Raw genomic sequence first — 14,138 nt, 5'->3', positions numbered from 1 at the left:
CTATGCAAGCACATAAAATACCTTTATTTAAACACTGGGTCTCGGAAGGTCTCGCACGGGCGGTCATCTTTGCGATATTGATGACATCACTTTGCTGTTTTGCCTTATATAGCAGCCCGGTAACCATTATGGGATTCTACGGTATCGATGCTACGGCCATGCAATACGGAATGGTGGTTATTTATGGCTCGACCGTAACTTTCCTGGCGCTAGATGTTCGCATCGTAAAACGCTTTGCTTCCCGAGGCTATTTGCTCCTGGCCCTCGCCATCAATGGGATATGTACCTTTATCTGCTTCTATAGCAGAAATTGGACAATCTTTCTAATCGGCCAATTTTTACAAGGGATTACATGTGCTCTTTTGTCAGGTATCGTACTCAATCTGATCTTTCCACGGCTGGAGTCGACCAGAGCAAGGGTAATCGGCTATACAATTTTATATGCTGGTATACAGATTTCAGTGCCACTATATGCCATATTCTGTAGCGCTATCCTGTATGTCAGGGATTTCAATTGGCTATTTTATGGCATTATCATGCTACTTATACTACTTGGGCTAACCGTATTGATTACCATGCATCCGAACGCCAGGCTTCATAAAAAGCTACCGCTATATCAGGTCGACTGGATTGGTTATATCTATTACACCTACATTACCTTAGCTCTTGGATATATTCTTATATATGGGCAACAGTTGGACTGGATAGATAATCCTTACATTAAAATACTAAGCCTTATTTTAGGTCTTGTGCTTATTTTATTCGTCCTACGGGAAATGCGACTGAAACGACCTTTAATTGACCTTCGCATTTTTGGAACCAAAAACTTTGTATTGGGACTATTATTACTGGTGATTTTCTACCTCTTTAAGGGAAGTACTGGACTGACCTATAGCTATGTGGAGAATGTTTTGGCCACCGATTCCCTACACACAATCCCGCTCTGGCTCGCGGTGATTGCCGGAACCTTATTAAGCATGTTTGTGACGGCCCGCTTTGTATTAAGTGGAACGAATCTGATGCAGCTCATGCTTGTGGGATTTATGATTATGGCCATGTATTATGGCTATATGCTCCTGTTTGTCTCAGTGGCAGGGGAGACCTTAGATTTTATCCTACCCATGTTTATTTATGGTCTTGCCACTGGAGCGCTGTTTGTACCAATTGTTTTTTTTACAGCTTCGGCAGCGCCACAAGGGATGGCGCTATATGCCTCCCTATTAGGTATCTTCGCCCGATTCGTTGGATTCTGCAGTAGCATTGCCCTTAATAACCAACTACAGCTCTATACAAAGGGAGCTATCCGCGACAAACTACGCGAAACGCTGACCGAAACAAACCCGCTTATCCCTTCGGTATGGCAGGATATTCAAAATACTTATATAAACGCCGGGAACGATATCTATGTGGCTAAAAACGCATCAGATTTTCTTTTTAATAAGTTAATCAAACAGCAGTTATTTGCACGAGCGGTGCGGGATTATTATGATGTAATGTTTGTTATACTGCTTTGTGTCATTATCGCTTTGTTGTTGGTACCAAGGATCCGCAATGTTGTCCTAAAGCTCCGAAAGAATAATATCCCTTATTGAATTAAGATAGCCCGGCCTTACTGTAACTTAGAACGAAAATCTGAAGGGCGGATGTTTGTCAGTTGGAAAAAAGTATTGCTGAAAGCCGAAATATTAGAATAACCGACCTGATAGGCAATCTCACTTATGGAAAGACTCGTATCTTTGAGTAGGTCCATCGCACGTATGACACGGAGCATTTTGAGATATTGAACAAAGGAGAGGTGTAAACACTGTTGAAAAAGTCTAGTCAAACTGCGGACACTGAGGCCGAATTTTTGGGCAGACTCTTCCAAGCTTAACGGCTCGTCGATACGATGACGCATATCATCGGTGATGGCACGCATACGGCTATCGTCCGTGGTGGGTAGTTGAATAGAAAATTTCTGCAAATTTTCATGTGCGAGCAACTTTTTAACGGTAGACATCAATTCATACTCCCAGCAGCCAGCAAAATAACTACCCTGCCAGGTCTCACTAAAGGCAAGCAGTTCAAACAATAACCTGCTGACAGGATAGATGCCAAGTTCTTTGTAAAAAGCTCCATCATCATCAGCAGCAGGGAAATAGATATTGATAATATGAAGATCTTGTGCATTATACATCAGGTTGTGCGCATAATCTCCTGGGATCCAAATATAATGGTTCGACGGGATGTAAAAATCACGCTCCAACGTTTGAAGATAGGCTATACCACCAAATACAAGCAGCAACTGTCCTTTGGCATGCTGATGGGCCGGCAATTTCTGCTCTATCTGTTGACGCATCACTAAAATGGATTCGGGATACTGGTCAATGGTTTTTGAAAGTTCGCTTACGTATTCCATCAATGGTTTAAATTTATCGTATACTGTTATTCTAATCCTGTATTTAGGTGTTATAAATATCGCCACCTTGCGACTGAATTAGTTTAGAATCACTATAAATAACATGCAATTATACAGCTTTATAGCGAATAAGACAAACCGCCCTAAATGGAATTGAGCAAAAGCATTACCTTAAAAAGCGTTTACATTTTTGTACAAACGATATGGATAACGTTTTTTGTTTTTTCACCCCAAAAACGTACTTCTTACAATTTCGCTCCGATTTATTACCTAATCTATTTTTTTTCCTATTCAATTAATTTTTGAACAATATGAAATAATTCATTCGAAAAGGGTTGTAATAGGACTTGTATAACCATTCTCAGCGAGAATACGTATTTCTACCCTTGTCAGTAGTATAATTATTTTCGAGGTAATACCCATTTAAAATTAGCATTCTTCTTGTTCTAAGCTATTAGGATCAACTTTTAAACAACAAAGAGGATAAATTATGAACAACTACAATTTAAACGTACTAATTAAGGAGAAAAGAGGGTTGCTAAACCATTTTGCTACTAAATTTACAAACGACCCAGATGAAAAAGAAGACTTGATCCAAGAAACGTGGATCCGGGCATTAAAATCTATTGATAAATTTGTGCATCACCCCAAATTAATGAGCTGGCTATATGTAATTATGAAGCATACATATATTAACAAATACCGTAAGGCTAAACGCGTGGGGGAAATCCAAGATACCTATATCGACCTAGAAAGTTCAAATAATACTGTTCATAATAGGGGAGTAAGCAAATTTATGGCAGAAGACATCGAAAAGGCAATGTGTAGTCTGACGCAGGAGAACTATGAAATCTTTCGATTGTATTTAGATGGGTATAAATATCATGAAATTGCTAGCTACTTTAACATGCCGGAAGGAACAATAAAAACAAGAATTCATATGGCCCGTAAAAAGCTACAGCAACAACTTAAAGCTTATAAATTGAATTGATAGATAGTTCACTGCATTTTTTATAATTATATTCAGAGCCAAACGGAAACTCGTTTGGCTCTTTTATTTTTACCTTGCATAGTGGGCGTTGAAATGCTCATGAAACAGGAGCGAGTGACAAAAGTACTAGCTGGATCAATTTAAATAAATAAGCGCACAGACTTTGTGCGCTATATATAATCCTTCACAGTTTGCCAGAGATAGAGCGGCTATTGCGCTGTAGCTCTTGCAGTATTGACAATTTTATATTGCAATTTTACCGCCTGTTACGGCGATAGTGGCTCCAGCAATGTAACTGCTTTCTCCTGATGCCAGAAATACGTACGCAGGAGCAATTTCCACTGGCTGTGCTGGTCTTTTAATTGGACTATCCTTACCAAAGTTCTCAGGTTCGGGCATTGTGGATGGAATTAAAGGTGTCCATACTGGACCAGGGGCGACGGCATTGACGCGAATTCCCTTATCCTGCTCAAGCAGCATCTGCGCCAGATTAGCTGTAAAATTTTGAATGGCACCTTTTGTGGCTGCATAATCCAATAGCACGGCGTTGGGATGGTAGGAGTTTACGGATGCTGTATTAATAATGGAACTGCCTGGTTTCATATAAGGAACTGCGGCTTTACACAAGTAGAACATACTCCGTATATTGGTTTCGAAAGTACGATCCCACTCTTTGGATGTAAGTTCCTCCAAGGTTTTATGGGCCATTTGATAGGCCGCATTGTTAATCAGAATATCAATACCACCTAGTTCCTTGACACAGAGAGCAATCAATTCATTAGCATAGGCTTCTTCTCGTAAATCACCTTTGGAAATAATGGCCTTACGACCTTCGCTTTCAACAAGACGTGCAGTTGCTGCTGCATCCTCATCCTCGATATCATAACCATAGTTAATAACCACATCTGCACCTTCACGGGCAAAAGCGATCGCTATCGCACGACCTATTCCGGAATCAGCACCAGTGATGATGGCTTTAGCATCCTTTAATTTTCCCGTGCCAATATAGCTCTCTTCGCCGTGGTCAGCTTGTGGCTTCATTTCTGCTTCTACTCCTGGTACTTCTTGTTCCTGCTTTGGAAATGGGGGCACCGGATATTTTGTGTGTGGATTTTTGAATTGTGTCATAGCATGAATTTTATAGTGACATTAAATATTTCTCTTAAGTGGTCCAATGTTATAGCAAATATCCTCCCGGAAACAATAACGGTTGAAGTATTTATAACAATTTGCCTACTGATTAAGTGCGATTTTTGTATCTATTTTATCTTTCCTTTGCACTTTTAGAGTGTTTAAGGAATGTAAAAAGTTTTCTTCATTGCTTTATGAATTAGTTTTTAAACTGAACAGTAGTGGACAGCGTATCGTTCAAAAAAAATGATGATATACATCAACTGATCGGTATAGATAGCGTGAAGATAAACCTCAACGTTAGACGATCGCCAGCCGTGTCGTTTTCTCATGGCTTCGGTTTTTACTCAAATACAACGTACACCCTTTGGGTAGGCAACTATTATGGAGGTAGCGTTGTTCAAGGTACAGTTAGATCCTGTTTAATATCAAGACACAAGTAAAAACAACAAAACAATGATCACTATAAAGCATATCTTTTGTACAGCCGAAACACCAAAAGGTTCAAATGCCAAATACAATTACGATCCGAATTGTGGAGGATTTGTACTTGCCAAGTATCTACCTCTGGGATTTGTTTTTCCCTACGATTTTGGTTTTATTCCGGGAACGGAGGGTGAAGATGGAGATCCGCTGGATGTTATTATAATAGCTGAGCAGGGAACTTTTCCGGGCTGCATGATGAAATGTAGAGTCATAGGCGCAATAAAAGCTGTACAGCAGGAAAACGGTGAGATGGTGGAGAATGACAGGTTTCTAGTCGTTCCTGAAACTTCAATGACCTTTGGCAATATTCATAGAGTGGCACAATTGCCCGACACGGTGCTGGAAGAGTTGCAAAATTTCTTTATCAGCTATAATAAACAGGAAGACAAACTCTTTCGGCCCCTCAAAATAATGAGTGCGAAGGATGCCCTTAACGCAATAGAAATAGCAAAGAAAAAAATGAAACCTACCAAAAAGATTGAGATTTTTGTACCGTTAACAGACAGAAAAGGGAAGCCTTTTCCAAATTATCTTTATAAAAATATTAAGAAGCAACTCACAAAAGATTTTGGTGGGATGACCGCTTATATACAAGCTCCCGCGGAAGGAATATGGGCGGATGAGGGGCAAGAAGTGGTCAAGGATCGTATGATTGTTTACGAAGTCATGGTACCTGTCGTTGACCAGTCCTATTGGCGGGAGTATAAGCACAAATTAGAATACCAGTTTGCACAGAAAGAACTGGTGATAAGGCAAAGTGACATTGCCGTGTTTTAAACTTTCCGGACTGGCCCTTACAATATCTAAGACCAATGGACGCATGATGTACTTAAAAGTATTTAGTACAGCTGGTAAATATCATTGTTCAGGTCATAGCAGGATAAATAGCTTACCAACTTATTTTGATCATTCCTGCAGCGTCCAACTCGAAATGCCCAAGGCTTATCGCCTTTATCTCCCGATAAGTTGACTTATTTTTTTGTTTTACTTTGATTGTTGACAAGACCGTTTGAGACAACATAAGAAGCTGCATTTCTGCTTTGAGCAGGTAACTGCCATCAATATGGAAGGTGGCTGAGTTTTTTCCTACTCTAAATCCGGTAATAGGATAGTTGACAAAGACAATCGCACCGAGCTCTGGAATTGTGAAATATTGTCTCGGTATGATTCCGAATGCGAGTCCTGCACCATAGACTTCCTGACCAACTGATCCACTTTTTTCCCAGCCGTCATGTATGTCTTCCAGCGGAACCCAAAGATCTTTCTTGATTTCACCGGTCTTGATTTCATCGGCGATCATCTCATCAGGTAGAAGGGGTGGATAGTAATAAGCTAATCTTCCGATTGCATATTTGATAAATTCAGGTAGCAAAACTTTTAGGGAAGGCAAAATCGCAATATCTTTAGCGACTTCCAAATAATGATGGAGGGCAGCAAATACTTCTAGTTCTTCATAAGCCGCGGTATAAGGCGCATCGTTCAATGGGAACACGGCGAAGAAATAAGGAAAATTCGTACCATGACCGTAATTGCAATCCCATAGCTGACAATTTTTAAAAACCCCGGCTAGACAGCAATAACTAAGTTCCAGATAACGTTTTTCTGCTGTTTCGCGATATAATTCAAGTAGGGCTGCTGCTGCAAACGCGGTATTATTTGCCTGATAAAAGATGTCGAAAGCCAGTCCATCAAGACTTTTAACTGCTTTTGCAGCCTCATTCAAAAATCTCTTTTCCTTTGTCAATTGCCAGGCCATGAACATTACGTGGGCATAGCTCCCGGGAACATCCTTTTCGCCACCCTTGCCGGGTTCGGTTTCTGCTTTTAAAACCTCCAATGTAGTCATTTTATAGAACACAGGCCAGTTATAATCGAAATGCTGAGCCACCCTAATTGTATAGTCTATTGAATCAAGAAACAATTTTTTAGCTTGTTGGTCGCCACGCAACGCTAATCTAGACAGATTTAATAGAGGATGGTGAAGGTACCATGAGTCCATTACCATTTCGCGCTTCTGCTCCTCCGATCTATCTAAATCGTGTTGCAAGGCTGGATGCCATCTGACAATACTCTCTACGGTCTGATCATAGAAAGACTCGAGGCCACTGCTTATGTCTTCATAAAGCGGATGTTTTTTCCCTGCCCAGCTTAGATACTCATGTAATGGCAGTAATACTGCAAGCTGTACCATAATCTCAGAAGGTGTAGTGTAATCACTTACGTAGGCATTGAGATAAGGGACACCACCTGTTTGCGTCCAACAACCTTTGTTTCCATAGAGATCTATCAGCACTTTCTCAGCCGTAGACAACCAATCGTGCTTGGCAGGCGCTGGCTTTGGCAACAATAAATAAATATTTGCAAGATGTTCAAGGAACTGTGTTGTGATAGCCAGATCGCCATCAGGTATATCCTCACGCAAGAGAACAAAAGCATCAGAAATTATAAATTCGCGATCAGCAGGCAGCGGCTTTTCGGTATTGACAGGAAATTGAAAGCCGATTTCGGGCCATTCTCCCCCAACAGTGTCACGCAGGGAAACTTCGGTGGCTTGACAATACGGAGACATTGCACTTAAATTCTGAAAGTAAAACACTGAGCCGACCTGAGGCTTTGTCATACTGAAAAAGAGCTGGCCGGAGCGCGCCCCCACTTGCTTCGCATGAATCAGGCCATTGGTATTTTCTATTCTTCCTTCTTTGGTAAGTGGAACTATATCCCGCGGCCAAAAGGGTATAAGTAACGGAAACTTAACTTGTAGTGTCACCGTATAACGAAAGATGGTAGCTGGGCTTTGGGGGATGAACAGAATAATACGATAATATGCTAACCGAGTTGAAGCGGTGACGAGTATCTCATCTGTGGCTTCTGTAATCGAAGTTTTATCAAACTGGCTATTCATCCCAAAGGCTAGCCTGAAAGCTATGCTTCCCCCTTCCCGCCATGAGACTACCAGCCAAATACTGTCGCCAGTGTTATAAAATCGAAGTAAGTATGCCTGTATAGCCAGCTCATAGATAGGCTCACTGTCCGCAATGTCGGTTTGGACTGTTGCGGACCAGGGTGTAACCGCATTGATCATATTCAAATGTTAAATAATTGTTTTCTAATTGCCGTTTAGGCCTTGATATTAGTATCAATACCAATGAAGTGATTTAGCTGACTAATAGTTTTACCAATGTGTGAATTTGCCGTACTTCAATAAAGAAGTATGTAAACATAGCCTATCCGTGAAGACGGCAAATGCACGCTCAATAGTGTGAAAATTCGCTTTTGAGGTCGGCCCAACAAGCTAAAAGTAACTGTAACATCTGACCATGTTTCTAACCGACGAAAATAGTTCAGCTGGATGAAGGTCTATCGGCAGAAAAGCTTTAACATAATTTGCACATCGCTGGGCCTCTTTGAAATGTTGCCTGTCAAGTATAAGAAAGATGGGTATTTGAGGAAAATAGTCGTTAAGTAGAGAAAAAAAAAGCGCAGTATCATTCAGCACGAGGCGATAATCTAAAAATAGCAAGTCGATTTTCCCCAAGCTGTCAATCTTGCCCCCGAAGGTTTCAATCGAAGGCCCTTCAAGAACTATCCTTGCAGGGCTTTGAGAATCTTGATCAATAAGTATCCGGTATGCACATCTTAGCTTACGAACATTAGAAATTATAGCGATATTAACCTTTTCCATAGGAAAGCAATTGATTCATTTCTGATTTAGCAGACCACAAAAAGATTTAAACTATAAGATCATTGACGAATTTTGTGTAATGCCTGCGCGTTTGATTGCATCTTTTCGACAACAAAAATGCTTTGTTTCTTTTGGAGTTCTTTTTCACTTACCATTTCACGTAATGACTGGCTCGAAAAGCGATTTTTGCGCTTAGTATATACAATCTCAATACCTTCAGCGATACAGAAGTCTCTTCCAGCAAAGTCCAAGGTCTTATATTCCTCGCTGACGAATAGTTTGTGGATTGGTAAGGACTGCAACATATCTGAGAAATCATCTTCAGACTCATACGGAATAATTTCGTCTACAAATTTACACCCTTCCAATTTTATAAACCGCTCGACCATCGTTTGCGCAGCAACGTATTCGTCTGTTAATTGGGTATTTGAATCCGTCTTAAGCCCTACAATTAAATAATCACATTGTTGTTTTGCTTCCTGCAATGCCACGATATGCCCAACATGTAACATATCAAAAATCCCAAATATTATTCCTATAACCATATCCTGTCTGTTTTAAGCATTAATCCGTTTTAACTTATAATTTGTTTCATCATTCAATTTAACAATGGCACCTTGTGGATTTTCCTGTTTTTTTGCAATGATCTTGCGCAGTGAAGAACTTGAAAATCTATTTTCGCGTCTATTAAAATAGAGCTCGATACCTTTCTCCTCACAATATTTACGTCCAGTGAACGCCTTATCAATATATTCATCACCCAGAATGCGCACGTGTATTTTATAGGACCGAAGCACGTCTTCCAAATCCTGCTCAGTGGCATAAGGTATAATCATATCCACGTGTTTGCAGGCCTTTAATTGCATATAACGTTCGAAAACACTCTGCGTTGGTTTATTTTTCTCTGGCCTGTCTAAAGTGGGGTCTGTCTGAAGCCCGCAGATCAAAAAGTCACATTGCTCTTTAGCATCCTCCAACATTTTGACGTGACCAGCATGTAAAAGGTCAAACGCGGAAAATGTAATTCCTATTTTTCTCATCATATTACGAATAAACTATTTTTAAAATTTCCATTGTTATAAGCAGAACGTCCCTTAAAATGGAATGGTTTTAATTTTAAATTATTTTTTTACCAAATTGTGCTTTCATATTTTGTGTATTAAATTTTTTGAAGACAGACAGAACTAATTTTATCGAGCAGCGTTCTGATGTAAATGAAATCAATCAACACCATGCACACAAAAGGACTTAGAACGATATGCCCGCATACTTTACCACATACAACCTATAGAATCCAATTTCATAAAGATTTTAATTTTAATGCCTTCGAATCTATCCTACCATACTTGCATGAATTGGGCGTGGATACGATTTATGCATCTCCGATCCTACGCTCAACACCGGGAAGTATGCATGGTTATGACGGCACAGATATGCAACAGATTGATCCTGAACTTGGGACCGTCGCTGATCTAAGACGGATTCGAAAGCAGCTCAATCTGTACGGTATAAAATGGTTGCAGGACATTGTGCCTAATCACATGGCCTTTCACCCAGACAACGCTTGGTTAATGGATCTACTCGAGTTTGGTCCCTCCTCGACTCATGCTAGTTTTTTTGACACCAGCTTTGTCGGAAATATGTTTGAACCTGGGAAATTAATCCTCCCTATACTGGCAAAGGAAGTACATGACGCTATCGATGACGGCGAAATAACGATAGCATTGGTAGAAAGAAGATTATATCTAAAGTATTTTGACAATTGCTATCCATTAAGCCCAGAGTCATATTGTACCGTCCTAGAAGACCAACTCAGAAAAGTAAAAAATGATTTTAGCGGATTTTTGGTTCGAGTAAATACCGCACAAGCGAACGGAAATCAGCAAGAGTGGCAAACACTTCGTGACGAAATACTTACTGATATTTCTGATATTGACCTCCAAAATTATTTAAACACTGTAAATAATATAAAATATAAACTCAAAGAACTTATTGAAACACAGTTTTATGAACTTTGCCCCTGGTGGACTACTAATCGTCGTATAAATTACCGCCGTTTTTTTACGGTTAATGGCTTAATCTGCATTAATGTCCAACATCCGGTGGTGTTCCGTGACACGCATCGATTGATCAAACAACTCGTTGAGGAAAAGTTAATTGATGGGTTACGAATTGACCATATAGACGGGCTATATAATCCCAATCAGTACTTAAAGGATCTGCGCGATTATATAGGACCAGATATCTATATCGTGGTGGAGAAAATATTGGAAAGGAATGAAAATCTACCTCAAATATGGCCAATACAGGGCACCACAGGATACGAATTCCTGTCAGCCTGCAACAATCTAATAACCTGCGCGAAAGGGAAGAAACAATTTGATTTTTATTATAATCAGCTAACAGGAAACAAGCGTCCCCTTAAAAAGCAACAATTAAATAAAAAAATGCATATCCTTACCAAGTATATGCAAGGTGATGTTGATAACCTCGTCAATTTGCTTGTTCGATTAATGGACGATAGTATCGGCGTGGATCGCCAACATTTAAGGGCTGTGCTGCAAACTTTCTTAGCAAACTTTCCGGTATACAGAATTTACGATGATAACTTTCCTTTATCAGCGGCAAGTTATCGAATGATTGTAGATCTCTTTGAACTATTAAAAAAAGACCATAGCTTAAATAAGCAGGCTATAGAACAGTTTTTCTGTCTTTTCAGCGACGCGCAAGAAGGAAGGAATCCAACTAGAATCCCAGAAACAATTCGGTTATTAAAACGTTGTATGCAATTTGCCGGGCCGGCTATGGCCAAAGGAGTAGAGGACACGTTGATGTATACCTACAACCGGTTTATAGGCCATAATGAGGTGGGAGATCACCCGGGTAATTTTGGTATTAGCATTAAAAACTTTCATAGGCTGATGCAAAAAAGGCAAATGCAATGGCCACTCTCACTCAATACGACGGCGACACATGATACAAAGCGCGGAGACGACACACGCAGTCGTTTAGCTGTACTCACAGCAATGCCCAATAAATGGGTTAAGCAGGTACAAATATGGCAGGATATCGTCTGGAATGAATATCGAGGTGATCTCCCACATCCCAATGACGAATATTTTATTTATCAGGCGTTATTAGGATCTTATCCACTTGGCTCTCAAGAGAACGCCCAGGACAGTGAATTTGAAACGCGTTTTTTGGATTACCTGATCAAATATCTCCGTGAAGGAAAAGAACGTTCTAGTTGGGAAGAACCGAATGAATCTTATGAATCTGCGGTGCGCAATTTCGCAGGTTTTCTCCTTAATAAAGAACGCCCTTTTTTCACGAGCTTCTACCAATTTTTGCAGCGTATATCTGATTTTGGAATAATCAACTCTTTAGCTCAGCAGTTACTTAAATTTACTTGTCCTGGAGTGCCTGATATCTATCAGGGGACTGAACTATGGAACCATAGCTTTGTGGATCCAGATAACCGCCGCGCAGTAGATTATCGACATTGTAAAGAACTCCTGTCTCAAATAGCAAAAATTCCCGAGAACGTGCTAATTAAAACATTGTGGCGCGAAAGGTACGATGGAAAAATCAAACTTTGGCTGGTCAACAAGCTAGTGAAGCTGCGTAAAACTTACCCTGCGTTATCGTTTAGTAGCAGCTATATAAAGCTTAAAGTAAAAGGTGCTTATAAAAAAAACATCTTGTCTTTTGCACGTAAATGTGGGGATGATTGGCTTGTGATCGTCATTCCGCTGCACCTTGCCGAACTCGGAAAATTCTCACAATTTATTCCGGGCAGCTTTGCATGGGAGGATACGCGTATATTATTGCCAACCAACCGTCCTTTAAAATGGGAGCATTTACTTTCTAATGCTGAAGGCGAAGAAACTGAAATCGGCATTGACAAGTTATTCAGCGATTTGCCCTTGGCAATTATACAATATAAAAACGAGCCTAAAAAAAGGAGCGCAGGCATATTAATGCACATTAGTTCATTGCCCTCTCCATATGGCATCGGTGACTTGGGCAAGGAGGCCCGCCGCTTTGTCCGCCGACTGCAGGCAAGTGGACAGTCCTGGTGGCAAATGCTTCCGCTGGGTCCAACCGCAGAGACCCAATGCCACTCTCCTTATAGTACACTGAGCGCATGGGCTGGCAATCCACTATTTATTGACCTAGAAGGGCTTGCCAAAGTAGACTTATTAACGGAAGAGGAATTGCACGCCGTAAAAAGGCCCTATTCCACCGAAATTAATTTTCAGGAGGTAAGCTCGATTAAATATAGACTGTTGAAAATGGCGTATAGTCGATCCTCGGTCGAGGAAGAAACGGCTTTTGTAACGTTTTGCAGCGATGAATCTCATTGGTTGGAGAATTTTGCTTGCTTCACATTATTGAAGGAAAAACATGATAATCTTCCGTGGTATAAATGGCCCGAGAAATATAAATTGAGAGATAAAGATGCACTCAATATGTTTAAGAGCGAACATAACGCTGATATCCAAATGATAAAATGGTGGCAGTATGTATTCTATCATCAGTGGCAAGAGTTGCATCATTATTGTGGGGATCATGGTATTAGACTATTGGGCGATATTCCTTTTTACGTGAGCTATGATTCAGCAGATGTGTGGGCGAATCCACAATTTTTCACGCTTGATCAAGCTGGCAACATGACCAAAGCCGCCGGCGTACCCCCGGACTATTTCAATGATCAGGGTCAGCTTTGGCGTATGCCTATATATCAATGGGGAGTACTTAAAAGAGATGACTACAGGTGGTGGGTAGCCCGTCTGCGACATAATTGTAAATTATTCGATCAGTCTCGATTAGATCATTTCCGCGCCTTTTCTAGCTTCTGGCAGGTGCCTGCAGAGGAGCAAAGCGCAAAACATGGTGCATGGTCACCTGGGCCTGGGGCAGATTTTTTTGAGCATGTAAAGAACGAACTAGGACATATGCCATTTGTCGCTGAAGATCTCGGGGACGTGGATTCGGCGGTTTATGCATTGAGGGATCAATTTGGGATACCAGGGATGAAAGTACTACAATTTGCTTTTGGGGAAGACATGCCCCGCTCGCCACATATTCCGCATCAATACGGTCAGAACTTTGTCGCTTATACAGGCACTCATGACAACAACACGTTACTCTCCTGGTATAACCAAGATGTCGATCAGACTACAAGAAATAGAATAGATCACTTTGTAGGGACGTCTATTGATGCTTCAAACATCAATAAGTCATTTATGCGTCTCTTGTATGCTTCTATCGCCGATACAGTCATCATTCCGATGCAGGATATTTTGGAACTAGATGGTTCATGCCGGATGAATAAACCCGCAAGTACCGCAGGAAATTGGCTGTGGCGTATGAAAAAGCAAGCATTTCAAAAAAACGTTAAAAAACAATTATGGCAATACACGCAATTATATAATAGATAATACACA

9 protein-coding genes are annotated in these 14,138 nt (G+C 40.6%); 4 read left to right on the top strand and 5 right to left on the bottom strand.

Translation table 11 applies throughout. The features are described 5' to 3' along the window. Nucleotides 1-2: 2 nt before the first annotated feature. The gene (locus tag B4A24_RS06455; protein WP_293943666.1) at nt 3-1,592 is read left to right on the top strand and encodes an MFS transporter; all 1,590 of its coding nucleotides are present in this window, start codon (nt 3-5) and stop codon (nt 1,590-1,592) included. A 17-nt stretch (nt 1,593-1,609) separates the two neighbouring features. Here the strand turns inward: B4A24_RS06455 and B4A24_RS06450 are convergent, their stop codons facing one another. Next, a complete protein-coding gene (locus tag B4A24_RS06450; protein ID WP_293943664.1) occupies nt 1,610-2,398 on the bottom strand; it encodes an AraC family transcriptional regulator in 789 nt (262 codons plus the stop codon). Between the two features lie 490 nt (nt 2,399-2,888). On the opposite strand from B4A24_RS06450, the gene B4A24_RS06445 reads away from it, so the two are divergent. After that, a complete protein-coding gene (locus B4A24_RS06445) occupies nt 2,889-3,389 on the top strand; it encodes an RNA polymerase sigma factor (protein ID WP_293943662.1) in 501 nt (166 codons plus the stop codon). 243 nt (nt 3,390-3,632) lie between these two features. Here B4A24_RS06445 and B4A24_RS06440 read toward each other — a convergent pair whose 3' ends face one another. Then, complete coding sequence (locus tag B4A24_RS06440; RefSeq protein ID WP_293943661.1) at nt 3,633-4,517, bottom strand: SDR family oxidoreductase; 885 nt, start codon at nt 4,515-4,517, stop codon at nt 3,633-3,635. A 459-nt stretch (nt 4,518-4,976) separates the two neighbouring features. Here B4A24_RS06440 and B4A24_RS06435 point away from each other — a divergent pair, with 459 nt between their 5' ends. After that, the gene (locus B4A24_RS06435) at nt 4,977-5,783 is read left to right on the top strand and encodes an inorganic diphosphatase (protein WP_293943660.1); all 807 of its coding nucleotides are present in this window, start codon (nt 4,977-4,979) and stop codon (nt 5,781-5,783) included. A gap of 112 nt (nt 5,784-5,895) precedes the next feature. Here B4A24_RS06435 and B4A24_RS06430 read toward each other — a convergent pair whose 3' ends face one another. The 3 genes from B4A24_RS06430 to B4A24_RS06420 form a co-directional block, all read right to left on the bottom strand. Next, nucleotides 5,896-8,088, bottom strand: a complete 2,193-nt coding sequence (locus B4A24_RS06430) for a hypothetical protein (RefSeq protein WP_293943659.1) — start codon at nt 8,086-8,088, stop codon at nt 5,896-5,898. A gap of 659 nt (nt 8,089-8,747) precedes the next feature. Then, a complete protein-coding gene (locus B4A24_RS06425) occupies nt 8,748-9,233 on the bottom strand; it encodes an adenylyltransferase/cytidyltransferase family protein (RefSeq protein ID WP_293943658.1) in 486 nt (161 codons plus the stop codon). 12 nt (nt 9,234-9,245) lie between these two features. Next, nucleotides 9,246-9,731, bottom strand: coding sequence for an adenylyltransferase/cytidyltransferase family protein (locus tag B4A24_RS06420; RefSeq protein WP_206531947.1), 486 nt, complete (start codon nt 9,729-9,731; stop codon nt 9,246-9,248). A 171-nt stretch (nt 9,732-9,902) separates the two neighbouring features. Between B4A24_RS06420 and treY the strand changes: the two genes are divergently transcribed. Next, on the top strand, nt 9,903-14,132 hold the full coding sequence (gene treY, locus B4A24_RS06415) for a malto-oligosyltrehalose synthase (RefSeq protein WP_293943657.1): 4,230 nt from the start codon (nt 9,903-9,905) through the stop codon (nt 14,130-14,132). Nucleotides 14,133-14,138 lie beyond the last annotated feature (6 nt).

The sequence above is a fragment of the Sphingobacterium sp. UBA7249 genome (assembly GCF_002472835.1).
GTDB classification, from domain to species: Bacteria; Bacteroidota; Bacteroidia; order Sphingobacteriales; family Sphingobacteriaceae; genus Sphingobacterium; species Sphingobacterium prati.
The sequence above is the reverse complement of the archived record's forward strand: the minus strand, read 5'-3'. Positions and strand labels throughout refer to the sequence as shown.

Excerpts from the sequence above, each read along its gene's own strand:
- B4A24_RS06420 (WP_206531947.1), bottom strand. The coding sequence starts at position 9,731 with ATGATGAGAAAAATAGGAATTACATTTTCCGCGTTTGACCTTTTACAT.
- B4A24_RS06435 (WP_293943660.1), top strand. The coding sequence starts at position 4,977 with ATGATCACTATAAAGCATATCTTTTGTACAGCCGAAACACCAAAAGGT.
- B4A24_RS06455 (WP_293943666.1), top strand. The coding sequence starts at position 3 with ATGCAAGCACATAAAATACCTTTATTTAAACACTGGGTCTCGGAAGGT.
- B4A24_RS06445 (WP_293943662.1), top strand. The coding sequence starts at position 2,889 with ATGAACAACTACAATTTAAACGTACTAATTAAGGAGAAAAGAGGGTTG.
- B4A24_RS06425 (WP_293943658.1), bottom strand. The coding sequence starts at position 9,233 with ATGGTTATAGGAATAATATTTGGGATTTTTGATATGTTACATGTTGGG.
- B4A24_RS06450 (WP_293943664.1), bottom strand. The coding sequence starts at position 2,398 with ATGGAATACGTAAGCGAACTTTCAAAAACCATTGACCAGTATCCCGAA.
- treY (WP_293943657.1), top strand. The coding sequence starts at position 9,903 with ATGAAATCAATCAACACCATGCACACAAAAGGACTTAGAACGATATGC.
- B4A24_RS06440 (WP_293943661.1), bottom strand. The coding sequence starts at position 4,517 with ATGACACAATTCAAAAATCCACACACAAAATATCCGGTGCCCCCATTT.
- B4A24_RS06430 (WP_293943659.1), bottom strand. The coding sequence starts at position 8,088 with ATGATCAATGCGGTTACACCCTGGTCCGCAACAGTCCAAACCGACATT.